This is a genomic window from Pseudomonas syringae (assembly GCF_021605415.1).
GTDB lineage: Bacteria > Pseudomonadota > Gammaproteobacteria > Pseudomonadales > Pseudomonadaceae > Aquipseudomonas > Aquipseudomonas syringae_S.
In genome coordinates this window covers 14,085-40,408 of record NZ_WKEQ01000013.1, presented here as the reverse complement: position 1 = coordinate 40,408, position 26,324 = coordinate 14,085, and the positions used below count along the sequence as shown (strand labels likewise).

Annotated in this window: 26 protein-coding genes; 18 read left to right on the top strand and 8 right to left on the bottom strand. The window is 60.1% G+C overall.

Annotation, left to right across the window (positions count from 1 at the left end; genetic code table 11):
- Positions 1-147: 147 nt before the first annotated feature.
- The 3 genes from GIW69_RS11655 to GIW69_RS11645 are packed head-to-tail and all read left to right on the top strand — an operon-like array spanning position 148 to position 1,828.
- Positions 148-510, top strand: coding sequence for a CidA/LrgA family protein (locus GIW69_RS11655; RefSeq protein WP_236482647.1), 363 nt, complete (start codon positions 148-150; stop codon positions 508-510).
- Positions 510-1,226, top strand: a complete 717-nt coding sequence (locus GIW69_RS11650; protein ID WP_236482645.1) for an LrgB family protein — start codon at positions 510-512, stop codon at positions 1,224-1,226. The genes GIW69_RS11655 and GIW69_RS11650 overlap by 1 nt, the downstream gene beginning before the upstream one ends.
- Before the next feature lie 11 nt (positions 1,227-1,237).
- Entirely contained in the window at positions 1,238-1,828 is a 591-nt protein-coding gene (locus tag GIW69_RS11645) for an LON peptidase substrate-binding domain-containing protein (protein WP_236482643.1), read from the top strand.
- A 39-nt stretch (positions 1,829-1,867) separates the two neighbouring features.
- On the opposite strand, the gene GIW69_RS11640 is transcribed toward GIW69_RS11645, so the two are convergent.
- Positions 1,868-3,562, bottom strand: coding sequence for a hypothetical protein (locus tag GIW69_RS11640; RefSeq protein ID WP_236482641.1), 1,695 nt, complete (start codon positions 3,560-3,562; stop codon positions 1,868-1,870).
- Positions 3,563-3,605: 43 nt separating this feature from the next.
- Positions 3,606-6,746: a calcium-binding protein gene (locus GIW69_RS11635; RefSeq protein WP_236482640.1), complete on the bottom strand. Its 3,141-nt coding sequence runs from the start codon at positions 6,744-6,746 to the stop codon at positions 3,606-3,608.
- 291 nt (positions 6,747-7,037) lie between these two features.
- Here GIW69_RS11635 and GIW69_RS11630 point away from each other — a divergent pair, with 291 nt between their 5' ends.
- Together GIW69_RS11630 and GIW69_RS11625 are read left to right on the top strand one after the other, a co-directional pair.
- Complete coding sequence (locus tag GIW69_RS11630) at positions 7,038-7,268, top strand: hypothetical protein (RefSeq protein ID WP_236482638.1); 231 nt, start codon at positions 7,038-7,040, stop codon at positions 7,266-7,268.
- 38 nt (positions 7,269-7,306) lie between these two features.
- Entirely contained in the window at positions 7,307-7,864 is a 558-nt protein-coding gene (locus GIW69_RS11625) for a hypothetical protein (RefSeq protein WP_236482635.1), read from the top strand.
- Between the two features lie 39 nt (positions 7,865-7,903).
- Here GIW69_RS11625 and GIW69_RS11620 read toward each other — a convergent pair whose 3' ends face one another.
- Both GIW69_RS11620 and GIW69_RS11615 read right to left on the bottom strand, forming a co-directional pair.
- A complete protein-coding gene (locus tag GIW69_RS11620; RefSeq protein WP_236482806.1) occupies positions 7,904-9,220 on the bottom strand; it encodes a bifunctional DedA family/phosphatase PAP2 family protein in 1,317 nt (438 codons plus the stop codon).
- Between the two features lie 56 nt (positions 9,221-9,276).
- The gene (locus GIW69_RS11615) at positions 9,277-9,972 is read right to left on the bottom strand and encodes a DNA-3-methyladenine glycosylase (RefSeq protein WP_236482634.1); all 696 of its coding nucleotides are present in this window, start codon (positions 9,970-9,972) and stop codon (positions 9,277-9,279) included.
- A gap of 177 nt (positions 9,973-10,149) precedes the next feature.
- Here GIW69_RS11615 and GIW69_RS11610 point away from each other — a divergent pair, with 177 nt between their 5' ends.
- The 13 genes from GIW69_RS11610 (at position 10,150) to GIW69_RS11550 (ending at position 22,737) form a co-directional block, all read left to right on the top strand.
- Entirely contained in the window at positions 10,150-11,421 is a 1,272-nt protein-coding gene (locus tag GIW69_RS11610) for a glutamate-5-semialdehyde dehydrogenase (protein WP_236482632.1), read from the top strand.
- Positions 11,390-12,112, top strand: a complete 723-nt coding sequence (gene nadD, locus GIW69_RS11605) for a nicotinate-nucleotide adenylyltransferase (protein WP_496570912.1) — start codon at positions 11,390-11,392, stop codon at positions 12,110-12,112. Before GIW69_RS11610 ends, nadD begins: the two co-directional genes overlap by 32 nt.
- A gap of 70 nt (positions 12,113-12,182) precedes the next feature.
- Positions 12,183-12,677 carry a ribosome silencing factor gene (gene rsfS / locus GIW69_RS11600; RefSeq protein ID WP_236482628.1) on the top strand — a complete coding sequence of 165 codons (495 nt, stop codon included), beginning with the start codon at positions 12,183-12,185 and terminating at the stop codon, positions 12,675-12,677.
- A gap of 9 nt (positions 12,678-12,686) precedes the next feature.
- Positions 12,687-13,154 (top strand): 23S rRNA (pseudouridine(1915)-N(3))-methyltransferase RlmH, encoded by a 468-nt coding sequence (gene rlmH / locus GIW69_RS11595; protein WP_003185785.1) that lies wholly within the window; start codon positions 12,687-12,689, stop codon positions 13,152-13,154.
- A gap of 10 nt (positions 13,155-13,164) precedes the next feature.
- The gene (mrdA, locus tag GIW69_RS11590) at positions 13,165-15,060 is read left to right on the top strand and encodes a penicillin-binding protein 2 (RefSeq protein WP_236482626.1); all 1,896 of its coding nucleotides are present in this window, start codon (positions 13,165-13,167) and stop codon (positions 15,058-15,060) included.
- Between the two features lie 31 nt (positions 15,061-15,091).
- Positions 15,092-16,195, top strand: coding sequence for a rod shape-determining protein RodA (gene rodA / locus GIW69_RS11585; RefSeq protein ID WP_236482804.1), 1,104 nt, complete (start codon positions 15,092-15,094; stop codon positions 16,193-16,195).
- Between the two features lie 17 nt (positions 16,196-16,212).
- Complete coding sequence (gene mltB, locus GIW69_RS11580) at positions 16,213-17,223, top strand: lytic murein transglycosylase B (RefSeq protein WP_236482625.1); 1,011 nt, start codon at positions 16,213-16,215, stop codon at positions 17,221-17,223.
- Positions 17,223-18,233 carry a septal ring lytic transglycosylase RlpA family protein gene (locus tag GIW69_RS11575; protein ID WP_236482623.1) on the top strand — a complete coding sequence of 337 codons (1,011 nt, stop codon included), beginning with the start codon at positions 17,223-17,225 and terminating at the stop codon, positions 18,231-18,233. The genes mltB and GIW69_RS11575 overlap by 1 nt, the downstream gene beginning before the upstream one ends.
- Positions 18,234-18,422: 189 nt before the next feature.
- The gene (locus GIW69_RS11570; RefSeq protein WP_236482621.1) at positions 18,423-19,580 is read left to right on the top strand and encodes a D-alanyl-D-alanine carboxypeptidase family protein; all 1,158 of its coding nucleotides are present in this window, start codon (positions 18,423-18,425) and stop codon (positions 19,578-19,580) included.
- An 85-nt stretch (positions 19,581-19,665) separates the two neighbouring features.
- Positions 19,666-19,941, top strand: coding sequence for a DUF493 domain-containing protein (locus GIW69_RS11565; RefSeq protein ID WP_236482619.1), 276 nt, complete (start codon positions 19,666-19,668; stop codon positions 19,939-19,941).
- The gene (gene lipB, locus GIW69_RS11560) at positions 19,941-20,588 is read left to right on the top strand and encodes a lipoyl(octanoyl) transferase LipB (RefSeq protein WP_236482617.1); all 648 of its coding nucleotides are present in this window, start codon (positions 19,941-19,943) and stop codon (positions 20,586-20,588) included. The genes GIW69_RS11565 and lipB overlap by 1 nt, the downstream gene beginning before the upstream one ends.
- Positions 20,589-20,613: 25 nt before the next feature.
- Positions 20,614-21,612 carry a lipoyl synthase gene (gene lipA, locus GIW69_RS11555; RefSeq protein ID WP_161986515.1) on the top strand — a complete coding sequence of 333 codons (999 nt, stop codon included), beginning with the start codon at positions 20,614-20,616 and terminating at the stop codon, positions 21,610-21,612.
- 174 nt (positions 21,613-21,786) lie between these two features.
- Positions 21,787-22,737, top strand: a complete 951-nt coding sequence (locus tag GIW69_RS11550; protein ID WP_236482615.1) for an LD-carboxypeptidase — start codon at positions 21,787-21,789, stop codon at positions 22,735-22,737.
- A 109-nt stretch (positions 22,738-22,846) separates the two neighbouring features.
- On the opposite strand, the gene GIW69_RS11545 is transcribed toward GIW69_RS11550, so the two are convergent.
- The 4 genes from GIW69_RS11545 to GIW69_RS11530 form a co-directional block, all read right to left on the bottom strand.
- On the bottom strand, positions 22,847-24,169 hold the full coding sequence (locus GIW69_RS11545; protein WP_236482614.1) for a lytic murein transglycosylase: 1,323 nt from the start codon (positions 24,167-24,169) through the stop codon (positions 22,847-22,849).
- 61 nt (positions 24,170-24,230) lie between these two features.
- A complete protein-coding gene (gene arfA / locus GIW69_RS11540; RefSeq protein WP_047602548.1) occupies positions 24,231-24,395 on the bottom strand; it encodes an alternative ribosome rescue factor ArfA in 165 nt (54 codons plus the stop codon).
- A gap of 176 nt (positions 24,396-24,571) precedes the next feature.
- Complete coding sequence (holA, locus tag GIW69_RS11535) at positions 24,572-25,609, bottom strand: DNA polymerase III subunit delta (RefSeq protein WP_236482612.1); 1,038 nt, start codon at positions 25,607-25,609, stop codon at positions 24,572-24,574.
- 39 nt (positions 25,610-25,648) lie between these two features.
- Positions 25,649-26,254 (bottom strand): LPS assembly lipoprotein LptE, encoded by a 606-nt coding sequence (locus GIW69_RS11530; protein ID WP_236482610.1) that lies wholly within the window; start codon positions 26,252-26,254, stop codon positions 25,649-25,651.
- Positions 26,255-26,324: the final 70 nt, after the last annotated feature.

The following is a 26,324-nucleotide window of genomic DNA, read 5'->3' as shown; positions in this document are numbered from 1 at the left end:
TTTGGCGAATGCCGATGCATAGGCGTGCAGGGACTTTGTAGGAGCTGCCGCAGGCTCGGGCGCGTTCGGCAGCTCTGCACGGTGGAGGTGGGTGAGCGCTGGCCCGACATGCTTATAATGTGCGGCGCCTTTTACAGGAGATGTCGGATGTTGTTACGTGGCCTGACCATGCTGGTGCTGTTCCAATTGCTCGGCACGGCGCTCAATCATTTGCTGTTGCCGGTGCTGCCGGGGCCGATTATCGGCCTGCTGCTGTTGCTGGCCTTCCTGATCGTGCGCGGCCAGGTCGGCGAGCCGCTGAATCTTGCGGCCGGCAGTCTGCTGCGTTATCTGCCGTTGCTGCTGGTGCCGCCGGCGGTGGGCGTGATGGTCTACGCCAAGGACATTGCCGCCGATTTCTGGGCAATTGTCGGCGCGCTGGTGTTGTCACTGATTCTGTCGATGGCCTTCGCGGGCGTGCTGATGCAGCGCATGGTCAAGCGGCACGCGCCGCGCTCGGAGGACTCCTGATGCTGTTTGACTGGCAAGGCGCCTGGACTTCGGTGATCCATCATCCGCTGTTCGGCATCGGCATTACCCTTGGCGCCTATCAACTGGTGCTGGCGGCATTCGAGAAAACCCGCTGGATCTTTTTGCAACCGGTGCTGGTCTCCATGCTGTTGGTGATCGGTGTGTTGGTGGGTTGCGGCTTGAGTTACGCCGAATACCGCAAGAGCACCGAGATCCTCAGCATCCTGCTCGGCCCGGCCACCGTGGCGCTGGCCGTGCCGTTGTATCTGAACCTGCGACGCATCCGCCAATTGTTCTGGCCGATTTTTACTACGCTGGTGATAGGCGGCGTCGTCGCCACCGGCATGGGTGTGGCGCTGGGCTGGTCGTTTGGCGCTGAACACATGATATTGATGACCATGGCGCCGAAGTCGGTGACTTCGCCGATTGCGATGCTGGTGGCGGAGCAGATTGGTGGCGTTGCGGCGCTGGCGGCGGTGTTCGTGTTGATCACCGGGGTGATCGGCGCGATCTTCGGCCCGACGCTGCTGACCCGACTCGGCGTGCACAGCCCCGAGGCGCGCGGCATGGCGCTGGGCATGACGGCCCACGCGGTCGGCACGGCGGTGGCGATGCAGGAAAGCGATGAATGCGGCGCCTTCGCGGCGCTGGCGATGAGTTTGATGGGCGTGGCCACGGCAGTATTCCTGCCGTTGGCGGTGTCGATGGTGGTCTAAGGAAAATGTCTATGAGCCTGCCGCTTTTCCCGTTGAACACAGTGCTGTTTCCCGGCTGCAACCTGGATTTGCAGATCTTCGAAGCGCGCTACCTGGACATGATCGGCCGCTGCATGAAGCAGGGCGGCGGATTTGGCGTGGTATGCATTCTTGAAGGCAGCGAAGTCGGCGCCGCGCCGGAAGGTTTTGCGCTGGTCGGTTGCGAGGCACGGATCATCGATTTCCAGCAGCAGGAAAACGGTTTGCTGGGGATTCGCGTGCAGGGCGGGCGGCGCTTCAACGTCCTGCGTACCGAGGTTCTGCGCGATCAATTGATGGTCGCCGATGTCGAGTGGCTGGAAGACGAGCCCGAGCAGCCGCTGCAGGACGAGGATGCCGATCTGGTCGCATTGCTCACGGCCCTCGCCGAACACCCGATGGTCGAAGCGCTGCACATGGGCATCGAAGCGACAGGGCAGCAGTCATTGGCCAATCAGTTGGCGTATCTGCTGCCGTTTGCCGAAGAAGACAAACTCGATCTGCTGCAACTGGATGACCCGCAGCAGCGACTGGATGCGATCCAGGCGCTGCTCGATGAGTTGCAGGGCGAGTTATTCGCCTAGGACGGGGCAGGCGGCATCGCTCGACCTCGTCAGAGCTGCTTATTCGGGCCAGACAATGTCGTTAGCGAACCAGGGCCTGCCTGCTGGCAGATCAAGGATCGGTTTGCCGGCGTCGGCGGCCGCGTCGATCAAGGCGTCATACTCGTGTTGGTTGCGGGAGCCGGCGTGGGTTCTGTCCTCGATGCTGTTGCGTAAAAAGCCGGTTTCAGCCTGAGCGACGACATCGTCGATTTTCGCTCCCCGCGTGAGGCTGGAGTCGAGCAGCCAGATGCGATCAGTGGTGATACCGCTTCTGGACGCAGAGATCAGCGCCTCCAGGTCATCCTCCGGAAACCACGCGCCTCTGCGCTGCGCCCCGAGATTGAAAAAAATGTTCTCTTCCGCCAACACCACTTCCATGCCTCGCGTGTCGATGGCGTAGGTGAAGATGACCTTCTGATTGTGTCGGGTGGTCTCGTAATTTCGCTCCGAATCCAGCGATACGGCGGAGTCCGACCATTCGCTCTCGGAGCTTTCACTGCTGTCCGAGCTTGAGCCGTCGTCGGAATCATCCGGACTCTTCCCCGGGTATTTGTTTCGTTGACTGTTGTAGGTCAGGTATTGCGGATCGGGCGTACCGCTGGCGTAAGTTTTGACCGAGTCCAGACTGATGGTGGCGCTGATCGGTTTTTCGCTGGTTGCGCCCGGCGGATGCTTCATGCGCGGCAGCATCCGGCCACTGTCATCCAGCTCAAACGGGGTGCGCTCGTCGGCGCGGAACAACCCGGGAATGTCGGTGCGGTACAGGCAATCGTTCTTGTTGCGCCGATAACCCAGCTTGACCAGAAACGCGTCCAGAAACGCTCTGCTGACGCTGTCTTCAAAATCCGTCAGGCCACGGTTTGTGGCCGTGCCGTTGCGCAAATGCAATATCAGCGGTTCGATTTCGGCATGCAGGTGATCGAAGCGATCAGTGGCGTCGGCATCAAGCGACAGGATTTTGTGTTGCTCGGCCCATTGCGGGATGCGCAATTCCTTCAGCAGATCCTGACGAAGCCGCTCGTGTTGTTCCGGCGACAAGTTGAAATCACGCAAGCGCTGGGCGATTTGGTCGGATGTTTCTGCGGGAAACAGCCGTGGCAGCAAATCGTTGTTCAGTTCGGTTCGCAATTTATTCAGGTCTATGGCTTTGCTTCGTTTTGCCTGCGGGTCGCTGATGCCGACGCCATCCGGATGCGGGCGTTTGGTACCCGGCTTTTCGGCACTCCACGTCGCTTCACCGCTGATTTTGTAAAGCGCAGGGCCCGACGGCAGTTTTTTGTACAGATCCATCGCCCGATACGCCTCAACGCTGGCGTCGTACTCGACATAGACGGTGCCAACATCCTTCACATCGACGAACTTGCGCCCGACGATGTAGCGAAATCCTTCGTCATCGGCCGGTTGCAGGCCGCGCAGCATGGCGGGCTTGAGCAGATAACGGTTCAGTGGCGGCGTCAGTCCGGATTGATTCGTCACAAAGTCCGGCAAATCGGTGATTGCCACACCTGAGCGAGTCGAAGTACCGGCGGCAGGTTGATCGGCGGAACCGTGAAGATTGATGTCTGGCGTTGCACCGGGCCGCAGCGTGGCATGGCTTGGCTGCGGCGGGCGCACCAGTGGTGCTTCGCCGTCCGGTCGCCCGTGGGGCGGGGTGATGGCCGTTGGCTGAGTGATCCGGGGCGGGTTCTGAGTAACGGGTGGTTTAGGTCGCATCGTGTCATTCCTTGACGATTGAGCGGCGGGTTGGACGGGGTGTTCAAAATTCGGTTGGTGCGTCGACGGGCGTGATCAATTCAAACAGGGCGTCGACCTCGTAGCGATCGCCCGATGCGAGGACGACGGTGACGGTTTCCAGCGGTAGCAGCGGATCGTTACTGTCCGGCAGTTGAACGTGGATGCTGCCGATCTTGAGCAAATTGTCGCTCAAGCTCAGGTCGGCGTGGCTGATCCGCTCCGTGAGGTGGCCCAGATGAATGTTCCAGGTGCTGGAGCCTGAACGTTCCGCGTCTTCGGCTGCAGTCGACAGTTCGATGCGGGTATTGCTGGCCGGATAGATTTCATAAGTCGCCGAGCGTCCCTCAAGCCAATACATCGCGTTGTGCGCCGCTACCTCAAAATCGATCCGTTGCGGGGTGCGCTTGAGTACGCGTTTTTCGCGAGAAGGTTTGACGAACAGGTATTTACCGGCGCGCTCGCGCAATGAGGTGGGGCTTTGAATTGAGCGGTATCCGCTGTGGGCGGCATCGTCAGCGTAGTTGTTCGCCGGGTAATCGAGGCGGTAGGAAACACCGTCGCGCATCACCAGAATGAACTCGTGATTGATTGCCCACGGCCCAGCGAGAATGCCAGCGCCCCTGTTGGTTTTCTTGCTTGTATCTTCGGACATGCCGCCATGAAGGCTCACCATGCCGCCTCCTTTGAAGGTCAGCGTGAAATGGCTGCGATCGTAGCCGAGCACTTTGAACGCCCCCTGTACTGTCGACTCGACGACATAAATGAACCGGACCTCGGCGATTTCCGCGCTGTCGAAATCCAGGTAAAGCGTAGTTCTGCACACCTTCGCCTCAGGGCGCGCAACGACCGTCGCCTGTCGGGTTGCGCGGGAGACGTAGTAAAACGAGTTCAAGCCTTTGGGAATGTTTTCCGGTTGGCCATTCAGCAGGGCGGGGGACGCCTTGGCATTGCCTGGCTTAACGACAATGAGGTTGACTGGCTGATCAGTGAAGGTGGCGTTTGCTTGCGGCCAGTCCGGTTGCAGGTGATAGCCATCGGTGGTGATGAACAGCCACTTGTCGTTATGCAGCGACCGTTCGCCATCACGGCTTTCGTAGACCGATTCGATCGCCAGTCGGCGTTGTGCGGTTTGCGGATGATCGTCACGCAGCGATTCGATCACCAGCGCGTCGCCGGTAAGTCGCCAGCTCTGAATGGATTCGAGCGGCACGCCCAGATACACCGTGCTCTGCTCTTGGCCGTCTTCTGTGATGGAGACGAAATTGCTCATCGGATCGAGCGTATAGGCATCGGCGCCGCTGCCACCGTTGACGATGACGTGGCTGCCTCGAGTCAAGACATGATCGTCACCGGCGCCGGCGTCGATCACGTCCTCGCCATTGGCGGCAATCACTTCATTCCTGTCCGAGCCGGTCACGCGGTTCTTCGCACCGGCCAGTGTTTCGACTTTTTCGATGCTTTCCAGCCGCGTGTGCAGCACCGGTTCGGCCGTTTGGTCGGCCGGGCGCAGACTCATCTTTCCCAGGTTCAGGTCGATGTCGTAGCCGAGGTAGGGAGGCACGTTCGCGCCATGATCTTTGCGCGAGTGTTTGCCCTGCAGCCACAGAAGATCATTACCGTCGCCGCCTCGCAATGCACTGACCCGGTCACCGCTTGGGGTTGTCTCGAGCGTCTCGGATGCGGTCTGGAAGACGAAGGTGTCATCCTTTTCGCCCCCCGTGAGGCCTTTTTTGCCGGCGCCATAATTGAAAAAATTCGGCTTGGTCTTGAGGCCCTTCACCGTGTCGTTGCCGCCGCCCAGTTGCCAGAGCACACCCTTGTCAGCACCGGCCTGCCCGTTAATGACGCGTGTATCGCCGGACGGCAGGCCTTGGGTGGCATCGTAATCGTCATCGACTTCGAGGATGGCTGGCATGTTGGTTGTGGTGAACGACGACTCGCCCAGTGCCTCGTCCCACCGGTACTTGTAGATCCGCGTGGGTTGCATCGTCACTTCGAAACGACCGTTCACCACCGCCTCGACACTTTCCTTGAGCTCCTTGTTGAGCCAGCCGATGCTTTTGCTTTCCAAGGCCTTGGCGTAATCGCTCCAGGTTTTGGCGATGGTGAAGCGATCCATCAATTCCTGATCCTGGCTCTGTCCGGTGAACGCGAACCAGCCCGCGCGCCAGCGCTCGTGCACGCTCAGTTCGATGTAGTCGTCGATGTCATCCACTTGGCGGGCGGCGGCGTATATCTTCGCGCCGACAATCATGATGGCCGCAGCGGCAATGCCGATCGGGCCGGCAGCCTTGAACCCCAGCAGCGCCGCGCCGCCGAGCATCAGCGACAGGCTCGCGCTGAATACGCTGAGGCCGCCGGTGACGTAGAGATCCTGCGCGGCTTTGCCTTGCGCCTTGGCTGCATCGTTGAACGCGGTGATCGCGGTGTACAAATCGAACGGCAGCGTCAGCGCGCTGGCGATCAGCCCCGCGCCTCGGCTCAACCTCAGTCCCGTGGTGGTTTTGCCGAACTGCTGGAAGGTCGTCATGCCATTGCGGATCATCTTCTCGCCGGCTTTGCTCAGGGAATATTCCAGGGTCAGTGAACCTATCTCGGCCACCGCACCGCCGACGTTGATCGCCACTTCGCCCAGCTCGCCTTTTTTCAACGCATCGACGGCGCCGACATAGGCGCTGTAAAAACCATAGGCTTGCATGCCGACGCCCATTCCAGTCATGGCGCGACTCTTGGTTTTATCGACCCAGCTCGGTAAGTGGTCGCTCAACGGACTTCTGTGGATATCGATACGCTGGATGGAGTTGAGCAAACCGGCGACTTTGTTGATCTCCACAGCAGCGGCGCCGGCCGGCAACTGGCGCATCAGGGGCGCGCTGTCCACCGAGCGATGGGTGGCGATTTCATACAACAGGGTCGTGATCAGTTCGCTGTCTTGCGTACTCGCCGTTTTGATCCGGTGCTCAACCTTGACCGGGTCAAACGACAGCCCATCGATGAAGTCCTGGCCAGGCTCCGAGAAATAAGTATTGGCGGCACTGATGGCCTCGCCGTTGAATTTGCCGCCGAGCGCCTGTAGCTCGCGACGGCTGACGGCGATTTCGCCGATTTGCAGTGGGCCGAAGAGTTTGTCGAGCTTGCGCAGCGAAGGGGGCTTGCCTGTCATCGGGGGATTATCGATTGTTTCCGAAATAGACGGCGTTTCAATATCGGAAATCCTGACAAGCGATACCAACTGTATTGCCTGATTGTCATTCGTAGATAAATTAGTCACAAAAACATGCTCGTGCGTTGTTGGGTGGCCGGGTCGTCATCTAATTTGGCATGGCGACGAGCAAGTGTTCAGGACGTTTATTTGTCCGGATGTGTAGTCTTGTTTTGTATGGGTTTGCGTTTGTTTTTTGTGTTTTTCCAACTTAGCGTGAAGTGCGAGCTGGTTTTTTCGAATGGAGTGGTCATGAAAATATATGAAGATGAATGGGCTTTTTGGGATGACATTGTCGGGCGCTATATTCTCAAATACGCCAGTACGGATCCGAATACCGACAATATTGTTGAAGCGGCCGGGTATTACGCTGATTCGGCAATCATTGAGCGACGCAAACGCAGGCGCGTAAAGGGCGCGCCTGCGGCAAGTGTTTCAGCGCAGGTATCCTCAGGCGTGACGGCGGGTATTTCAGTTGGTTGAGCGGTATTACAAATGGACTTGTAAGTAAGGAAGTAGTTATGGCAGGTAATAAAATAGATCCGTTCATGGCCACGCTGTTTGTTAACGGAATACCGTTGATGTTAAACAAATATGTGATGGAACAACGCTTGCTGCGTCCGCGATTGACGACAAGGCAACGCCTTGAGGCAGAAATAGCGATCAATAATCCGCGAAGTGGGCCAATCGTGACACTCGCGGATGACGATGAAGCAACACCGTTATTGTTGGAGTTCGTTCCGGACAATAATCGCTATGTCATTTATGCAAGAACGCCGGGAGCCTATTTTGGCTGGCATCTTGAAATGAGTGGAGAACCGAGAGCGCTAAGAGTGGCGCAGGGGACGAAAACCCTGGGAAGTTACTTCTCTCTGGAAAATACTTACGGAAAGTTGACGGCGGCCAAGGATTTTCAGTTCAGTCCGATGTCACTCTCGTGGGTCAGTGAAGAAAGAAACAGGGGGTTGTATCTGGGTGATGAAAATAGCGTCAGGTTTTTCATGGACGCAAATCCCAACAAGACGGTTCACCATGCTTTTAATGGGTTGCCTTGCACGTTCGTTCTCAGAAAAGTATGACTTCGGCGTGTACCTGCGCCGAAGTCATAGGTTGCAGTGCTAATAGGCGTAACGCAGCATCGTGTGCGGTAAGTGGCGCAAGACGAAAAAGCCGAACATCGCCAATAGTGCCGGCAGAATCAGCCACCAGACCTTGAACGGCATCGCCTCAAGCGGTGCGCGACGCTGGCTCAGCCACAGGCCGGCGGCGCAGACACACGCGGCGAGCATGGCGCCGGCCAGCACATCGGTCGGCCAATGCGCGCCGAGATAAACCCGCGACAAGGCAATCGACAGCGCCGGCAGGCACCCGAGCAATAGCCAGGTCAGGCGCATCCGTGGTGGCTGGCCGCGCCCGGCCAGCACGGCGAGCGTCAGGAACAGCGCGAACGATCCCGACGCATGACCGCTGGGCATGCTGTAACTGGTCAACGGATCGGTCAGCACTTCTGGACGTACCCGGGCGAAAAACATCTTAGTGCCGGTGTTGGCCATCGCCGTGACGAGCAAGGTGCCACCGACGAACAGCGCTTGCCGCCATTGCCGGCACATCAGCAATAAGGCGGTGAGCAGTGCGCTGAACAGCAGCATGTTGCGGAATTCGCCGATCAGCGTCAGCACGACCGCCACTTCATCGAGCGCCGGGCTGCGATGCTCCTGGACGAGGGTCATGACGCCTTGATCCAGCGCGGTCAGGTACGGATAACCGATGAACAGGCCGATCAGGATCAACAGGCTCATGCTGCTGATCCAGATCGTTGCCCGGCGATGGCGGCGCAGGCTGCTGTTCGCGCTGATACCGACCATCAGGGCAATGGCCGCAGCGACAATGCCTGCTTCAGCCCAGAACCCTTCAGGCAATGGCAAGCGAATCGCGGCACCGGTCGCCCAGCCTGGCAGCAAGTACGCAAGGCTCCAACCGGCGGCGGCCAGCAGGCTGACAGCAGCGAAGCGCAGGAACGGCATGTCGAACATGCCGGCCACCATCGGCAGCATCGGCCGCAATGGCCCGATAAAGCGCCCGACCAATAGGCTGGCGATGCCATAACGCTGGAAATAGGACTCGGCGCCGGCAATCCATTCCGGATGATGACGCAAGCCTGGCAGGCGTCGGATGTTTTGGTGAAAGTGACGGCCCACCAAGTAAGAGACGACGTCGCCGAGGATCCCTCCGAGAAACCCCAGCAGCAACGTTTCGCTCAACGACAGCGCACCGCTGCCCGCCATCACCGCCACGGCAAACATCAACACCGTTCCGGGCACGATCAATCCGGCAATCGCCAGGCATTCCACAAAGGCGACGAGAAACACTGCCGCCGCCAGCCACTGCGGATTGGCCGCCAGCCAACCCGTCACGCTATCGAGCCATTGGCCCATACCGAAAAACTCCATTCAATGATTAACCCTGTAGGCGCTGCCGAAGGGGGATTGCGTTACAGCAAAAAATAATCGCGACCTTCGACCTGACCCCGGCGTAGCGGGTTCCGTGTACACCACTGGGCGTACGCCGCGTCGACAAACCGGTACATCAGGTGTTCGTCGCGGCCAAAGGGAATGCCCAGCCGCGTAGTTTGAATGATGTGGCCTGGTGCCGGCCCTGCGTCTTCTACTAACAGCAGCTCATGGTCGAAGCGTTTGGCGTCCCACATCGGCACTTTCAAGCCGAGCGCTTTACACAACAACGTCTGGCCGGCACAGAGTTTCTGCGACGGGCGCGGTCGTCCCTGAGCGTCGGGATTGTTCAAGAGCATTTGCGCCAGACTGGCCTCGCCGCTGACTTCATCGACCCACGGGTAAGCGGATTTGATCAGCACGGCATTGCCCGGGCCTTGGGCACTGAAATTCAGAGAATCGCCGCCCCGGGCGTAATACATATAGATGTGGCCGCCATCCAGAAACAAAGCCTTACGCTTTTCTGTGTAGCCAAGGGAGGCATGACTGCCTTTTTCTTCGAAGTAGTAGGCTTCGGTCTCGATGATCCGCGCGCTGAGCCACAGGTCGCCGACCCGGTGGCGAATGACTTTGCCGAGCAGATCCCGCGCCAGCACTTGGGCGTCGCGGTCGAAAAAAGCATCCGCCAGCCCCACAGGCAGGCGCGCGGGAGAAGCGCTAACGTTCAGGTCGGACATGGCGAGCAGTGTTTATCCGCGATGATGAGGCCGTGATGATAACAATCCATAGCTTAATTACGCCTGAACGTTGGCAAATCGACGTCCATTTCGACCATCCGCCCGTCACCGCTGTTAGTCCCGGGACGCGACAGCTATAATCTGCCGCTTTCCTCTTTGCCAAGACCCCAGCAGACCATGACTGAGTCCGTTCTTGACTACATGACCCGATTGGGTCGCGCCGCCCGCGAAGCTTCCCGCGTTATCGGCCGTGCCAGCACTGCGCAGAAAAACCGCGCCCTGCTCGCTGCCGCCAATGCCCTGGACACGTCTCGCGCCGAGCTCGCCGCAGCCAACGAACAGGATCTGGCCGCCGGCCGCGCCAATGGTCTGGAGCCCGCATTGCTGGAACGTCTGGAACTGACCCCGGCGCGCATCGACGGCATGATCGTCGGTTTGCGCCAGGTCGCCGCGCTGCCGGATCCGGTCGGCGCGATCCGCGACATGAGCTTCCGCCCATCCGGTATCCAGGTCGGCAAGATGCGCGTGCCGCTGGGCGTGATCGGAATCATCTACGAGTCCCGGCCGAATGTGACCATCGACGCCGCCAGCCTGTGCCTGAAGTCCGGCAACGCGACCATCCTGCGCGGCGGCTCCGAAGCGATTCACTCCAATCGCGCCATCGCCGTCTGCATCCAGCGCGGTCTGGCCGAAGCCGAGTTGCCAGCCGCCGTGGTGCAAGTGGTGGAAACCACAGACCGTGCCGCCGTTGGCGCCATGATCACCATGCCCGAGTACGTCGACGTGATTGTGCCGCGCGGTGGCCGTGGCCTGATCGAGCGGATCAGCCGCGATGCCCGCGTGCCGGTGATCAAGCACCTGGACGGCATCTGCCACGTTTACGTCAGCGCCCATGCCGATCTGCCGAAAGCCCAGCGCATCGCGTTCAACGCCAAAACTTACCGCTACGGTATCTGCGGCGCGATGGAAACACTGCTGGTCGATCAATCTGTCGCCAAGGATTTCCTGCCGTCGATGGCCGCCCAGTTCCGCGAAAAGGGCGTCGAACTGCGCGGTTGCGAGCGCACTCGCTCGATCATCGAAGCCATTGCTGCCACCGAAGATGACTGGAGCACTGAATATCTGGCGCCGATCTTGTCGATCCGTGTAATCGATGGTCTGGATCAGGCGATCGAACACATCAACCGTTACGGCTCCCATCACACCGACTCGATTGTCAGCGAAAACCTCGCCGACACCCGCCAGTTCGTGGCGCAAGTGGACTCGGCGTCGGTGATGATCAACACCCCGACTTGCTTCGCCGATGGATTCGAATACGGATTGGGTGCCGAGATCGGCATTTCTACTGATAAGCTGCACGCCCGCGGACCTGTGGGTCTTGAAGGGCTGACCTGCGAGAAGTACATCGTGGTCGGTGATGGCCAGTTGCGCGGCCAGGCGACGGTCTGACTTGACCGACCTTGACTTGACCACGCCGCCATCGGGCAGCGAACCCCGGCCCCTACGCATCGGCGTACTGGGCGGGACGTTCGATCCGGTGCATGTCGGCCATTTGCGCGGCGCACTGGAAGTCGCCGAAGCGCTGGCTCTTGATGAGCTGCGCATGTTGCCCAGCGCGCGGCCGCCCCATCGCGGTACGCCGCAGGTGTCGGCGCAGGATCGGCTGGCGATGGTCGAATGCGCGGTGGCCGGAGTGCCGCCGCTGGTGGTGGACGCCCGTGAATTGCAGCGGGACAAGCCGTCTTACACCATTGATACCCTGGAGTTGATGCGTGCCGAACTGGCCGCCGAGACCCAGGTTTTTCTGCTTTTGGGCTGGGACGCATTTTGCGGCTTGCCCACTTGGCACCGCTGGGAAGAGTTGCTCCAGCATTGCCACATCCTGGTGCTACAGCGCCCGGACGCCGACAGCGAGCCGCCGGATGCCTTGCGCAACCTGCTGGCAGCGCGTTCGGTGAGCGACCCGCTGGCCCTGAAAGGGCCGAGCGGACAGATTGCATTCGTCTGGCAGACGCCGCTCGCGGTTTCCGCCACCCAGATCCGTCAACTGCTGGCCAGCGGTAAGTCGGTACGTTTCCTGGTGCCCGACGCGGTCCTGGCCTACATCGATGCGCACGATCTGTATCGTGCGTCGAACTGAACAAGGCGTGCTCAAGTAACACGATCACCGTGTGACGAGACGCCGAATACATGAGCAAAACGAGTTTTATATGACTGACAAAGACGTAGCTAAAGTAAAGCGCAAGGGCACATTCAAGAGTGCGCCGCTGCCAGAGCCGGTCAACACCCATGAGCCGCTCAAGGGCGACGAGCTGGTCAAGCTTGCCGTGGCTGCCCTGGAAGACGTCAAGGCGCAAGACATTCAGGTCATTGATGTGCGCGACAAGCAAAGCATCACTGACTACATGATCATCGCGACCGGTACCTCCAACCGCCAGATCAACGCGATGCTCGACAAGGTTCGCGAAGAAGTCAAAAAGAACGGCGCCAAGCCGCTGGGCGAAGAAGGCAAGGGCGACAGCGACTGGGTACTGCTCGACCTCGATCTGGTGATCGTGCACATGATGACCGCTTCGGCACGTCAGTTCTACGACCTGGAACGCCTGTGGGCCGGCGCCGAGCAGAGCCGTGCGGCCGATGCCAAGCACCACAGCCCGGAAAACACTCACGAGCATTTCACCAAGCTCAACAAAGACCAGCTGTAAGGGATCGCTGTGCGACTGCGACTGATCGCCGTCGGTTCCCGCATGCCGAAATGGGTGGAAGAAGGCTGGCATGAATATGCCAAGCGTCTTCCGTCCGAGCTGGCGCTTGAACTGGTGGAAATTCCGCTCAATACCCGTGGCAAGAACGCCGACGTGGCCCGCTTCATCCGCCAGGAAGGCGAAGCCATGCTGGCCAAGGTCGGGCCCAACGAGCGGATCGTCACCCTCGAAGTCCACGGCAAGCCCTGGAGCACCGAGCAACTGGCGGTCGAACTCGATCGCTGGCGGCTGGATTCGCGCACGGTCAATTTCATGGTCGGCGGCCCGGAAGGGCTGGCGCCGGAAGTCTGTGCCCGCGCCGATCAGCGTTGGTCGTTGTCGCCTTTGACACTGCCGCACCCGTTGGTGCGGATCCTGATCGGCGAACAGCTGTACCGTGCCTGGACTGTGTTGTCCGGTCACCCTTACCACAAGTAATCCAGCCCTCATGTCCAAGCCGATCCGCATCAAGGACCACGAAAAAGACGCCCGTCTGGTGCGTGGCCGCGTCGTGTTCGGTGCAATTGCGGTGGTGGCACTCATTTGTGTACTGATCGCGCGGCTGTATTTCCTTCAGGTGATCCAGTACGACTATCACTCGACGCTGTCGGAAAACAACCGCGTCCATGTCCAGCCGATTCCGCCGCCCCGTGGCCTGATCTTTGATCGCAACGGCGTGGTAGTGGCAGACAACCGGCCCAGCTTCAGCCTGAGCATGACCCGTGAGCGTTCCGGCGACTGGCAGCAAGTGCTCGACGTCATCGTCGAAGTGCTGGAGCTGACGCCGGAAGATCGGGGAATCTTCGAGAAGCGCATGCGCCAGGGGCGTCGGCCGTTCGAGCCGGTGCCGATCCTGTTCGAGCTGACCGAAGAGCAGATCGCCCGGATCGCGGTGAACCAGTTCCGGTTGCCGGGGGTAGAAGTTGTCGCTCAGTTGGTGCGTCATTACCCGCAGGGCGCGCATTTTGCGCATTCGGTGGGTTACATGGGGCGGATCAACGAGAAAGAGCTGAAGTCCCTTGATCCGGTGAATTACAGCGGCACCCACCACATCGGCAAGACCGGCATCGAGCGCTTCTACGAGCCGGAGCTGCACGGTCAAGTGGGTTATGAAGAAGTCGAAACCAACGCCCGGGGGCGCGTCTTGCGCGTGCTCAAGCGTACCGATCCGATTCCCGGCAAGGACATCGTCCTGAGCCTGGACATCAAATTGCAGGAAGCCGCCGAAGCTGCGCTGGGCGGGCGTCGTGGCGCGGTGGTTGCGCTCGATCCGAGCACCGGCGAAGTGCTGGCGATGGTCAGTCAGCCAAGCTTCGACCCGAACCTGTTCGTCACCGGGATCAGCTTCAAGGCTTATGCCGAGTTGCGTGATTCCATCGACCGGCCGCTGTTCAACCGCGTGCTGCGCGGCCTGTATCCGCCGGGCTCGACGATCAAACCGGCGGTGGCCATCGCCGGTCTCGATTCCGGTGTGGTGACGGCGTCGAGCCGGGTGTTCGACCCGGGCTATTACATGCTGCCCAACTACGACCACAAATACCGTAACTGGAACCGCACCGGTGACGGCTTCGTCGACCTCGACACGGCCATCATGCGTTCCAACGACACCTATTTTTATGACCTGGCGCACAAGCTGGGCATCGATCGGCTGTCGGCCTACATGAACAAGTTCGGCATCGGCCAGAAAGTCTCGCTGGACATGTTCGAAGAGTCGTCAGGCCTGATGCCTTCCCGTGAATGGAAGCGTGCGACCCGCAAGCAGGCGTGGTTCCCGGGCGAAACCCTGATTCTGGGGATCGGTCAGGGCTACATGCAGGCGACCCCGTTGCAACTGGCCCAAGCCACAGCGCTGGTGGCAAACAAGGGCGTGTGGAACCGGCCGCATCTGGCCAGGAGTCTTGACGGTGTGAAACCGGTGGATGAAAACCCGATGCCGGACATCATCCTGCGCGACCCGTCTGACTGGGCCAAGGTCAACCACGGCATGCAGCAAGTGATGCACGGCGCCCGTGGCACCGCGCGCAAAGCGGCGATCGGCGCGCAGTACCGCATCGCCGGCAAATCGGGCACGGCGCAGGTCGTGGCCATCAAGCAGGGCGAGAAATACGACCGCTCCAAGGTTCAGGAGCGCCATCGTGACCACGCTTTGTTCGTCGGCTTTGCGCCGGCGGATGACCCGAAAATCGTGGTGTCGGTGATGGTCGAGAACGGCGAGTCCGGTTCCGGCGTCGCCGCACCGGTCGTGCGTCAGGTGATGGACGCCTGGCTTCTGGATCAGGATGGACGATTGAAGGCCGAATACGCCGGCCCAATCAGTGCGGAGGCCACGGCCCGTGATGAATAACTTTGATCGCATGCTCTCCAGTGAGGATGTGATGCGCCGCCGCGCGACCCTGCTGCAACGAATTCACATCGATGGCCCGCTGCTGATCCTGTTGCTGATTCTGGCCGCCGGCAGTCTCTTCGTGCTGTATTCGGCCAGTGGCAAAAGCTGGGATCTGCTGGCCAAACAAGCCACTTCGTTCGGCATCGGCCTGGTGTCGATGATCGTCATTGCCCAGTTGGAGCCGCGCTTCATGGCCCGCTGGGTGCCGCTGGGCTATGTGGTCGGCGTGGTGCTGCTGCTGGTCGTGGATATCATGGGTCACAACGCCATGGGCGCGACCCGCTGGATCAACATTCCGGGGGTGATCCGCTTCCAGCCCTCGGAGTTCATGAAGATCCTGATGCCGGCGACGATCGCCTGGTATCTGTCAAAACGCACTCTGCCGCCACAACTCAAGCATGTCGGGATCAGCTTGTTGCTGATCGGCGTGCCATTCGCGCTGATCGTGCGCCAGCCGGATCTTGGCACCTCGTTGCTGATTCTGGCCGGCGGTGCCTTCGTGCTGTTCATGGGCGGGCTGCGCTGGCGCTGGATTCTCAGCGTGCTCGCCGCCGCCGTGCCTGTGGCCGTGGCCATGTGGTTTTTCATCATGCACGACTACCAGAAACAGCGAATCCTGACCTTCCTCGACCCCGAAAGCGATCCGCTGGGCACTGGCTGGAACATCATTCAGTCGAAAGCCGCCATCGGTTCCGGCGGTGTGTTCGGTAAGGGCTGGCTGCTCGGCACCCAGTCACATCTGGATTTTTTGCCGGAAAGTCATACTGACTTCATCATCGCGGTGCTCGGCGAAGAGTTCGGCCTGGTGGGCATTTGCGCGCTGTTGCTGATTTATCTGTTGTTGATTGGACGTGGGCTGGTAATCACCGCTCAGGCCCAGACTTTGTTTGGCAAATTGCTGGCCGGTGCGTTGACGATGACATTTTTTGTTTACGTTTTCGTCAACATCGGTATGGTCAGTGGCCTGTTGCCTGTCGTGGGGGTGCCGTTGCCGTTCATTAGCTACGGAGGAACTTCGCTGGTGACGCTACTGTCAGCGTTTGGGGTTTTGATGTCGATCCATACCCATCGCAAGTGGATCGCACAGGTTTGAATAAGGTGAAGAGTTCAATGCAAGTAATGCGTGGCTGGGCGACTCGACATGCGCCGTGGGTCGGCCTGGTAGGCATCCTTGGCAGCGTGCAGGAAGCGCTGGCCGGCGAGTACGAAGGCTCGCCCCAGGTGGCCGAATTCGTCGGTGAAATGACCCGCGATTATGGTTTCGCCGGTGAGCAACTGATGGGTGTGTTCCGTGAGGCCGAGCGCAAGCAGTCGATCCTTGACGCCATTTCCAGGCCTGCCGAGCGGGTCAAGCAATGGAAAGAATATCGGCCGATGTTCATCACCGATGCGCGTATCGCCCGTGGTGTCGATTTCTGGCGCCAGCACGAGGTTACGCTGGCCCGTGCCGAGCAGGAATACGGTGTTCCGGCCCAGGTCATTGTGTCGATCATCGGCGTCGAGACCTTTTTCGGACGCAATACCGGCAATTTCCGGGTCATCGATGCCTTGTCCACACTGGGTTTCGACTATCCTCCCCGTGCCGAATTCTTCCGCAAAGAACTGCGTGAGTTCCTGCTGCTGGCCCGTGAAGAACAGGTCGATCCGCTGACCCTCAAAGGCTCTTACGCCGGAGCGATGGGCTTGCCGCAGTTCATGCCGAGCAGTTTTCGCGCCTACGCGGTGGACTTCGACGGCGACGGCCACATCAATATCTGGAACAACCCGGACGATGCCATCGGCAGCGTCGCCAGTTATTTCAAGCGTCACGGCTGGGTCGCCGGAGAACCTGTGGTCAGCCGCGCCGATGCGCGTGGCGAGCAGGTTGACGAAGGCTTGACCACTGGCATCGAACCGACGAAAACCGTCGGGGAGTTGCGAGCGCTGGGCTGGTCGAGTCATGATGCGCTGCGCGATGACATGCCGGTCACCGCATTTCGCCTCGAAGGCGAGAATGGCCCTGAATACTGGATGGGCCTGAAGAATTTTTACGCGATCACGCGATATAACCGCAGCGTGATGTACGCCATGGCCGTACATCAACTGTCTGAACAGCTGGTCCAAGCACGGGGCGTCAAGTAATGCGGGCACTGCCTATGAGTAAACCCCTGAAGCTGGTGGCATTCGCCGCGTTGGCGGTGCTGGTCGCCAGTTGCTCGACCAGCCGCTCGCCGGCCCAGAAGTCATCGTCGACCGCCGTGCGCGCTCAACCGGGGCTGGATATTAACCGGGCTCACAAGGATGGCGCGCCGTGGTGGGACGTCGATGTGTCGCGCATTCCGGACGCCACGCCGACCCTGCACACCGGCGCCTACAAGGCCAATCCGTACACCGTGCTGGGCAAGACCTACTTTCCGTTGCAGGAATCCAAGACGTACGTCGCTTCCGGCACGGCGTCCTGGTACGGCACCAAGTTTCACGGCCAGAACACCGCTAACGGCGAGGTCTACGACCTTTACGGCATGAGCGCGGCGCACAAGACATTGCCCCTGCCGAGTTACGTGCGGGTGACCAACCTGGACAACAACCGCACGGTGATCCTGCGGGTCAACGACCGTGGGCCGTTCTACTCGGATCGCATCATCGATTTGTCCTACGCCGCCGCCAAGAAGCTCGGCTATGCCGAAACCGGCACCGCGCGGGTCAAGGTCGAAGGCATCGACCCGCAACAGTGGTGGGCCGCCAAGGGCCGTCCGGCGCCTTTGATGCTCAACGAGCCGAAAGTGGCGCAAAATGCCGCGCCGGTGATTACCGCGTCGACGGGCACCGTCGAACAATGGACGCCACCGCCGCAGCAACATGCCGCCGCCGTTGTGCCCGTGCAGGTTGATGCAAAAAAAAACGCTTCTGCACCAGCGTCTGGCCAGTATCTGCAGGTGGGCGCGTTCGCCAACCCGGACGCTGCAGAACTGCTGAGGTCCAAACTCAGCGGGATGGTGAGCGCTCCGGTGTTCATCAGCTCGATCGTGCGCAATCAGCAAACCCTGCATCGGGTGCGTCTGGGGCCGATCGGTTCGCCGGGTGAAATCCAGCAGGTGCAGAACAGCGTGCGCCTGGCCAACCTTGGCTCGCCAAGTGTGGTCACTGAATAAAGCAACACGTAAGACTTGATTGACGGTTCATCAGCGATTGGGGGATGAACCAGGTTGTGGGCTCTTCGAAAAACAAAAGCCCGGCAAAGGGCGACCGGAGTGAGCAACTGAACACGCGACAGCTCATCAGAAGGCTGTCTGAATAGTTTTGCCTGCGGGCAAGTTTCCATTAGCGATTTCGAGAGACGGATGAACATCACTACCTTTGCCAAACGACTATTCCTGCTAGTTCCGCTGCTCCTCTCGCCTGCCGCGTTCGCGGCCGAGATGATGCCAGCGGCACCACAACTGGCCGCCAAATCCTATGTACTCATGGACGCCAGCAGCGGCAACGTGCTGGTGGAGAACAACGGTGATCAGCGCTTGCCACCGGCCAGCCTGACCAAATTGATGACCGCGTACATTGCGACGCTGGAAATCCGTCGTGGCCAGATCGGCGAGAATGACCCTGTGACCGTCAGCGAAAACGCCTGGCGCACCGGCGGTTCGCGGATGTTCATCAAAGTCGGTTCGCAAGTGACCGTCAGCGATCTGCTGCACGGCATCATCATCCAGTCCGGCAACGACGCCAGCGTCGCGCTGTCCGAGCACATCGCCGGCAGCGAAGACGCCTTTGCCGACCTGATGAACAAGACGGTCACCGAACTGGGCATGACCAATACCCACTTCATGAACCCGACCGGTCTGCCAAACCCTGAGCACTACTCGTCGGCTCACGACATGGCGATCCTGGCCCGTGCGATCATCCACGAAGACCCGGCTCACTACGCGATTTACTCGCAGAAAGAGTTCTTCTGGAACGGCATCAAGCAACCTAACCGCAACCTGCTGCTGTGGCGTGACAAGACCGTCGACGGTCTGAAAACCGGTCACACCGAAGAAGCCGGTTATTGCATGGTGTCTTCGGCTGTACGTGATGGCCAGCGCCTGATCGCCGTGGTGTTTGGCACCAACAGCGAAGTGGCCCGTGCCGCTGAAACCCAGAAGCTGCTGACCTACGGTTTCCGTTTCTTCGAAACCCAGACCTTCTATCAGAAGGGCACTGAGCTGGCGCAAGCGCCGGTCTGGAAAGGCACCACCAATCAAGTCAAGGCCGGCCTGGCTGAAGACCTGACCATGACCCTGCCAAAGGGCCAGTTGAAGAAGCTTGCCGCCAGCATGACCATGAACCCGCAACTGATCGCGCCAATCGCCAAGGGCGACGTGATCGGTAAAGTCGAAGTCAAACTGGACGATAAAGTCGTGCACAGCGCCGACCTGATCGCTCTGGATGGTGTCGAGGAGGGTGGTATCTTCCGTCGCATGTGGGATAGCATCCGTCTATTCTTCTACGGCTTGTTCAACTGATTTGTGTTGACCTGCATGGCCCCGCACCGATCCGGTGCGGGGCCATGCGTGTTATCACGGCTTGCGCTTACGAGGCCGTTACGCCATGACCGATACCGAAGTAAAGGCGCCAAAGATCGAATTCCCGGTGACGGATTATCCCGTTAAGGTGATCAGCGATACCGGAGTTGGCAACAAGGACAAGATCATCGACATCGTCAAGAAACACGCGACCATCAACGATGAGCGCGTCGACGAACGTCAGAGCACCAACGGTAAATACACCACGATTCAGTTGCACATCGTCGCGACCGGTCAAGAGCAGTTGTACGACATCAACAGCGAACTGCGCGCCACCGGTTTCGTGCACATGGTGTTGTGATGCCTGGCGTGCTGGGCTTTCGCGAGCTCGGCCAGATGGCTTACGAGCCGGTCTGGCACGCGATGCAACGTTTTACCAACGAACGCGGCAGCGATGCCGCCGACGAAATCTGGCTGGTGGAGCATCCGCCGGTATTCACCCAGGGGCAGGCCGGCAAAGCCGAGCATCTGTTGCTGCCGGGTGATATTCCAGTGGTTCAGGTCGACCGGGGCGGGCAAGTGACGTATCACGGTCCTGGCCAGTTGGTCGCCTACCTGTTGCTGGACGTGCGCAAGCTGGGTTTCGGCGTGCGTGACCTGGTCAGCCGCATGGAAACATGCCTGATCGAATTGCTGGCCAGCTACGGAGTGACCGCAGCGGCCAAGCCTGACGCCCCCGGCGTCTACGTCAATGGCGCAAAAATCGCTTCTCTGGGTTTGCGCATTCGCCACGGTTGTTCCTTTCATGGCCTGGCCCTGAACGTGGATATGAACCTGGAACCGTTTCGACGGATTAATCCCTGCGGCTATGCCGGGCTGGCGATGACCCAGCTAAGCGAGCATGCAGGATCGATTGAATTTGCCGAGGTAAGTGCCCGGCTGCGCGCGCAGCTCGTCAAACACCTCGACTATGCTGAGCAGACGACCCTCACGGGCGGAATCGACTGATATGACTACTGATGCAGTGCAAACCATGATCCCGACGCTCGACGTGACCGAGCGCCCGGCCCCGCGTCCCAAGGTTGAAGCCGGCGTCAAGCTGCGCGGCGCCGAGAAGGTTGCACGCATCCCGGTGAAGATCATTCCGACCACCGAACTGCCGAAGAAGCCCGACTGGATCCGGGTGCGCATCCCGGTATCGCCGGAAGTCGACCGTATCAAGAGCCTGCTGCGCAAGCACAAGCTGCACAGCGTCTGCGAAGAGGCGTCCTGCCCGAACCTGGGCGAGTGCTTCTCCGGCGGCACCGCGACATTCATGATCATGGGGGACATCTGCACCCGTCGTTGCCCGTTCTGCGACGTCGGCCACGGTCGTCCGAAGCCACTGGATGTCAATGAACCGGAAAGCCTGGCCATCGCCATCGCCGACCTCAAACTCAAGTACGTAGTGATCACCTCGGTTGACCGCGACGATCTGCGCGACGGCGGTGCCCAGCACTTTGCCGACTGCATCCGCGAGATCCGCAAGCTGTCGCCGAACGTGCAGTTGGAAACCCTGGTCCCGGACTACCGTGGCCGCATGGACGTCGCCCTGGAAATCACCGCTGCCGAGCCGCCGGATGTGTTCAACCACAACCTGGAAACCGTGCCGCGCCTGTACAAGGCTGCGCGTCCGGGTTCGGATTACCAGTGGTCGCTGACCCTGCTGCAACGCTTCAAGCAGATGATGCCGCACATTCCGACCAAGTCCGGCCTGATGCTGGGTCTGGGCGAGACCGATGAAGAAGTCATCGAAGTCATGAAACGCATGCGCGAGCACGACATCGACATGCTGACCCTGGGCCAGTACCTGCAACCGTCCCGCAGCCATTTGCCGGTGCAGCGTTTCGTGCATCCGGACACCTTCGCCTGGTTCGCCGAGGAAGGTTACAAGATGGGCTTCAAGAACGTGGCGTCCGGCCCGCTGGTGCGTTCGTCGTACCACGCCGACGAGCAGGCGAAACTGGTCAAGGCCGAGCTGCTCGGTTCCTGATCCGGCGCTGAACCAAGAAATGCCCGCCGAGGCTTCAATGCCCGGCGGGTATTTTTTTGTCTGGCCTACAGGCGGCATCACCTTTTCCCGCAAGCGGTGAGGGCGCTGCCCCTCTTTTGTTTGTTCCCGTTCCTGACTACTGTGTGCGCAAGACTTTCGCAGGGAGATTCATGGATGACCGTTCGACCGACCCACACGCTTATTCCTCACCGGCCCGTGCCGGCGCTGCCCTCCGAGGGGCTGATCGGCGTCATCGCGCCTGCTGGCCCCGCTGCGCTCGATACCGATAAGGCCGTGCAGTGGATGCGCGCACGAGGCCATGAGTTGCGTGTGTTTCCCGGTGTGTATGAGAAGGAAGGCTATCTGGCCGGCAGCGACGAGGTGCGGCTCAATGATCTGCACGCGGCGTTCGCCGATCCGCAAGTGGATGCAATCATCTGCCTTCGCGGCGGTTACGGTACGCCTCGTTTGCTCGACCAGATCGATTTCGACCTGCTGAATCGCCATGCCAAGCCGTTCATCGGCTACAGCGACATCACGGCGTTGCACTTGGCGATCAGCCGCTATGCCGGGTTCGTGACCTTTCACGGGCCGCTGCTCAATGCCGACTTGCTCGGCGACAAGGAGCCGCCGACAGTGACTTCGTTTTTCGCCATGCTGCGCGGGCAGCTGAAAGCCGGCAGTGTGATCAGTCATCCGGCGGCGCATCCGCTGACCACGGTTGAACCAGGAATTGCTCATGGGCGTCTGCTCGGCGGCAACCTGGCGATGATTTCAGCCGTGATGGGGACTCGGTTCGAGATCGATGCCGAAGGCGTCATCCTCTTTATTGAGGACATCAACGAGCCGCTGTACCGCATCGACCGCTTCCTGACGCAACTGCGCCTGGCCGGTGTGTTGCACAAGCTGCGCGGGGTGTTGGTCGGGGACGTGGCAGGGGTGGACGGCGAGGCGCTGAACCGCTTGCTCAAGCAGACCTTCGCCCCGTTGCGGGTTCCGGTGCTGTCCGGCTGGCGCAGTGGGCATTGCGATCCGAACCTGACGTTACCGATGGGCGCGCTGGTACGGCTGGATTCGGGGAAGAAGGAGTTGATGCTGGAGCAGGATGTGGTGATCAGGCGCTAAATATTCGTCGCCAGTTAATCAATCATCGCGAGCAGGCTCGCTCCCGCATTTGACCGTGTTTTCATGAAGGAACTCGGTCAACTTAGGGAGCGAGCCTGCTCGCGATGCTTTACTGCGAACGCAAACTCTCAAGCAGCTTGTGCGTGGGGTAGCCATCCGCCGGCCAGCCAAGCGATTGCTGTGCACTGCGAATCGCTTTGCGGGTATTCGCACCAATAATCCCGTCAGCCGCGCCCGCATCGTAATTGCGCGCGCTTAGCAGGTTTTGCAGTTCGATCCGTTCGGTGCGGCTCAACGGCATATCATCTTTCGGCCAGGTGCCGTTGATCAAACCACCGCCACTGAAACGTTCGGACAACAGACTCACCGCCAGCGCATAAGACGATGAATTGTTGTACTTGAGGATCGCCCGGAAGTTGTCCAGCACCAGGAACGCGGGGCCGCGATAACCGGCCGGCAGCAGCAGTGCAGCGGACAGCTGTTCGGATCCGGCCGGTACCTGCGCGCCATTGGGCAAGTTCACGCCCAACTGACGCCACTCGTTGACGGTTTTGCGGATCACGCCATCAGCCAGCACGTAGTTGAAGCTGCCTGGCAACACCACCTCGAAACCCCACGGCTGACCGCGCTGCCAGCCGGAGCTCTGCAGGTAGTGCGCCGTCGAGGCCAGGGCGTCGGCAGGGCTGCCCCAGATGTCGCGCCGGCCATCGCCGTCAAAATCGACGGCGTGGGTGTTGTAGGTGGTCGGGATGAACTGGGTCTGGCCCATGGCGCCGGCCCAGGAACCGAGCATCTTGTCCGGCGTGATGTCGCCCTGTTGCAGGATCTGCAAAGCGGCGATCAATTGCGCGTGAGCAAAACCCGGGCGGCGTCCTTCATAAGCGAGGGTCGCCAGCGAATTGATCACCGACTTGCTGCCCTGGAACTGGCCGAAGTTGCTCTCCATGCCCCACACCGACACCAGTGCCTGACGATCAACGCCGTAACGCTGCTCGATGCTTTGCAAAATGTCGGAATACTGGCCGATCAACGCCTGGCCCTTGCGCGCCCGCAGCGGTGAGAGGGCGCCATTGAGGTATTCCCACACCGGGCGCGAGAATTCCGGCTGGCTGCGGTCGGCGCGGATTACGCTGGCATCGAAGCTGACATCGGCGAATGCTTGATCAAACAGATCGGCGCGAATCCCGGCGGTCAGGGCATCCTTGCGAAAACCCGCCTGCCATTCGGCGAAGGTCTGGGTTGGCTGGATATCCAGGTTGTCCCCGGTCGGCACCACTGGCGGAATGATTGCCGGGGCTGTAGAGACGGGGGCGGTTTGCAGCGGTTGAGCGTCGGCAGCGGTGGGTTTTTCCGCGCAGGCGACAAGCAGTACGAAGCTGGAAGCAGCGATCAGTTGGCGAACGGGCCAACGATGGGAAAGACGAAGGGGCATGCACAGGTCCAGAGGATACGAATCAGGTGCAGACCTTAACATGTCGAAGGGGGGTTCTGCTTTAAGCCGCCAGAAAGTAAGAAGCCTCCCAGTTGTCAGACTGGAAGGCTTCGCGGCGGTAGCTGCCTTTGCCCTTGGTGGGCCGTTCCTGGCGGCTGCGGAACAGGGGTTGGGCGATGATGGATTTGGCCTTGTTGGGGCCATGTTTTGATGGCTTTTTGCTCATGAGGGATTCTCTTGATTGGGTGGATTTTGCGGGGGAAATCATCGGCCGAAGTCGTGCGCTTGTCCATAGTGCAAATGCAGGCGTGACGTGTAGGAAGAAAAGATCAAAAGATCGCAGCGTGCCGCAGTTCCTACAGGGTCTGTATAGGAGCTGCCGCAGGCTGCGATCTTTTGATCTTATTCGGCGGGAAGTGAAATGCGCTGACCGGCCATCAACAACGACAATCGACTCAGGCTCATCCACGGCGAACCCGCCGCCTGGCCCTTGATTTGCGCATCGATGCGCTGAGCTTCGAGCAGCAACTGCGCCCAGCGTTGCGCCGAGTAGCGTTGCAAGGCTTTGCTCACCAGCGGCTTGCGCTTGTCCCAGACCGGCGGACGAGCCTGACTGAACGCTTTGTCCAGCGGCGTGCCCTGGCTGTACTGCAGCGAAATATTCGCCAACAAGCGCAGTTCCCGAGCCAGAGCCCACAGGATCACCGGCGGTTCGACGCCTTCGCCGCGCAAGCCTTCAAGCATGCGCAGCGCGTGGGCGGCTTCGCCGTTGAGGATGGCGTCGGTCAGACCAAATACGTCAAAACGCGCGCTGTCGGCCACGGCGGCCTGCACGGTTTCGACGGTGATTTGCCCGTCGTCAGCCATCAGCTTGAGCTTTTCGATTTCCTGCGCCGCTGCGAGCAAGTTGCCTTCCACGCGCGCCGCAATCAGTTCGACCGCGTCCTGCGTCGCCGCCAGTCCGGCCTGTGACAGCCGTTGGCGGATCCAGCTCGGCAACTGATTGGCATCCACCGGCCAGATTTGCACGAACTGAGTCTGCTGGCCTTCAACCAGAGCCTTGCCCCACTTGGTTTTTTGCGCACTGCCATCGAGCTTGGGCAGGCTGATGAGCAGCAGCGTATCTTCGGCGGGACGTGAGCAATATTCGATCAGTGCGGCAGCGCCTTTGTCGCCGGGTTTACCGGACGGCAAGCGCAGTTCCAGCAGGCGCTTTTCGGCGAACAGCGACATGCTGGCACCGGCCAGCAGCAGCGTGCCCCAGTCGAAACTGGCATCGGCGGCGAAAACCTGACGTTCATCAAAACCTTGCTGACGCGCAGCGCTGCGAATGGCGTCGGCGGCTTCCTGGCACAGCAGCGGGTCATCGCCGCTGATGATGTAGACCGGCGCCAGTGCGCCTTGCAGGTGTTTAGCGAGTTGGGCGGGAGCGAGCTTCATAGGAAAGGGCGAACGGGGCGCCTGAGCGCCCCGTGCGTCTTACTGCTGCGGAATTTCGAGCGGCGACTGACGCGGAGTTTCCGCTTCAGCCTTTTGCGCCGCTTCGAGCGCATCGGCTTCTGCCTTGGCGCGGGCATTGGCTGTTTGCTGCAAGGTATCAAGCTGACCTGGCGTCAGTTGTTGCAGGCGCAGCATCATGCGTTGCACCAACTCGGTACGCGACTCGCGACGCGCATCGTTGGCTTCCTGGTCAGAACCGACGAGGTTGTTGCCGTCGTGAATGAACACTTTCTGCACTTCGAGCTTGTCGCTCAGCAGCAGCAGATTGTTCTCGCCGCGAATGTCGTAGCTCAGGACAGTATTGACCTGATACTCACCCGTACGACCGGCACCGGCGTAGCTAAGGATGCGCTGGTTTTCCTGCTCGCTGGCCAGGAACAGTTTGTAAGGCGCACCGGTATAAACCTTGACGCCGCTGGATTCCAGGATCTGACGCAGTTGGACAACGGTCTGACCGTAGGCGTCGCGGGCGCTCAGATCGAGCTCCTTGATCGTCAGTTCAGTCGTGCCGGTGCCGCGCAGCTGGAAACCGCAGGCGCTCAACAGGACGGCGAGGCCCATCACCAGCAGATTACGTTTGATCATCTTGTTGCTCCCCTTGAAACCAGGTGGGCCGGTCATGCGGCCCGGAAGGTTTTACATGGCGCCAGGCAAG

What these genes read in the sequence shown, in the direction of transcription:
- GIW69_RS11655 (WP_236482647.1), top strand. Translation starts at nt 148, where the DNA reads ATGTTGTTACGTGGCCTGACCATGCTGGTGCTGTTCCAATTGCTCGGC.
- rsfS (WP_236482628.1), top strand. Translation starts at nt 12,183, where the DNA reads ATGACTGACAAAGACGTAGCTAAAGTAAAGCGCAAGGGCACATTCAAG.
- GIW69_RS11650 (WP_236482645.1), top strand. Translation starts at nt 510, where the DNA reads ATGCTGTTTGACTGGCAAGGCGCCTGGACTTCGGTGATCCATCATCCG.
- GIW69_RS11620 (WP_236482806.1), bottom strand. Translation starts at nt 9,220, where the DNA reads ATGGGCCAATGGCTCGATAGCGTGACGGGTTGGCTGGCGGCCAATCCG.
- GIW69_RS11565 (WP_236482619.1), top strand. Translation starts at nt 19,666, where the DNA reads ATGACCGATACCGAAGTAAAGGCGCCAAAGATCGAATTCCCGGTGACG.
- GIW69_RS11550 (WP_236482615.1), top strand. Translation starts at nt 21,787, where the DNA reads ATGACCGTTCGACCGACCCACACGCTTATTCCTCACCGGCCCGTGCCG.
- mltB (WP_236482625.1), top strand. Translation starts at nt 16,213, where the DNA reads ATGCAAGTAATGCGTGGCTGGGCGACTCGACATGCGCCGTGGGTCGGC.
- GIW69_RS11610 (WP_236482632.1), top strand. Translation starts at nt 10,150, where the DNA reads ATGACTGAGTCCGTTCTTGACTACATGACCCGATTGGGTCGCGCCGCC.
- GIW69_RS11615 (WP_236482634.1), bottom strand. Translation starts at nt 9,972, where the DNA reads ATGTCCGACCTGAACGTTAGCGCTTCTCCCGCGCGCCTGCCTGTGGGG.
- lipA (WP_161986515.1), top strand. Translation starts at nt 20,614, where the DNA reads ATGATCCCGACGCTCGACGTGACCGAGCGCCCGGCCCCGCGTCCCAAG.
- arfA (WP_047602548.1), bottom strand. Translation starts at nt 24,395, where the DNA reads ATGAGCAAAAAGCCATCAAAACATGGCCCCAACAAGGCCAAATCCATC.
- GIW69_RS11570 (WP_236482621.1), top strand. Translation starts at nt 18,423, where the DNA reads ATGAACATCACTACCTTTGCCAAACGACTATTCCTGCTAGTTCCGCTG.
- GIW69_RS11545 (WP_236482614.1), bottom strand. Translation starts at nt 24,169, where the DNA reads ATGCCCCTTCGTCTTTCCCATCGTTGGCCCGTTCGCCAACTGATCGCT.
- nadD (WP_496570912.1), top strand. Translation starts at nt 11,390, where the DNA reads ATGGCCAGTTGCGCGGCCAGGCGACGGTCTGACTTGACCGACCTTGAC.
- mrdA (WP_236482626.1), top strand. Translation starts at nt 13,165, where the DNA reads ATGTCCAAGCCGATCCGCATCAAGGACCACGAAAAAGACGCCCGTCTG.
- GIW69_RS11625 (WP_236482635.1), top strand. Translation starts at nt 7,307, where the DNA reads ATGGCAGGTAATAAAATAGATCCGTTCATGGCCACGCTGTTTGTTAAC.
- GIW69_RS11645 (WP_236482643.1), top strand. Translation starts at nt 1,238, where the DNA reads ATGAGCCTGCCGCTTTTCCCGTTGAACACAGTGCTGTTTCCCGGCTGC.
- GIW69_RS11635 (WP_236482640.1), bottom strand. Translation starts at nt 6,746, where the DNA reads ATGACAGGCAAGCCCCCTTCGCTGCGCAAGCTCGACAAACTCTTCGGC.
- GIW69_RS11640 (WP_236482641.1), bottom strand. Translation starts at nt 3,562, where the DNA reads ATGCGACCTAAACCACCCGTTACTCAGAACCCGCCCCGGATCACTCAG.
- lipB (WP_236482617.1), top strand. Translation starts at nt 19,941, where the DNA reads ATGCCTGGCGTGCTGGGCTTTCGCGAGCTCGGCCAGATGGCTTACGAG.
- GIW69_RS11575 (WP_236482623.1), top strand. Translation starts at nt 17,223, where the DNA reads ATGCGGGCACTGCCTATGAGTAAACCCCTGAAGCTGGTGGCATTCGCC.
- GIW69_RS11530 (WP_236482610.1), bottom strand. Translation starts at nt 26,254, where the DNA reads ATGATCAAACGTAATCTGCTGGTGATGGGCCTCGCCGTCCTGTTGAGC.
- GIW69_RS11630 (WP_236482638.1), top strand. Translation starts at nt 7,038, where the DNA reads ATGAAAATATATGAAGATGAATGGGCTTTTTGGGATGACATTGTCGGG.
- holA (WP_236482612.1), bottom strand. Translation starts at nt 25,609, where the DNA reads ATGAAGCTCGCTCCCGCCCAACTCGCTAAACACCTGCAAGGCGCACTG.
- rodA (WP_236482804.1), top strand. Translation starts at nt 15,092, where the DNA reads ATGCGCCGCCGCGCGACCCTGCTGCAACGAATTCACATCGATGGCCCG.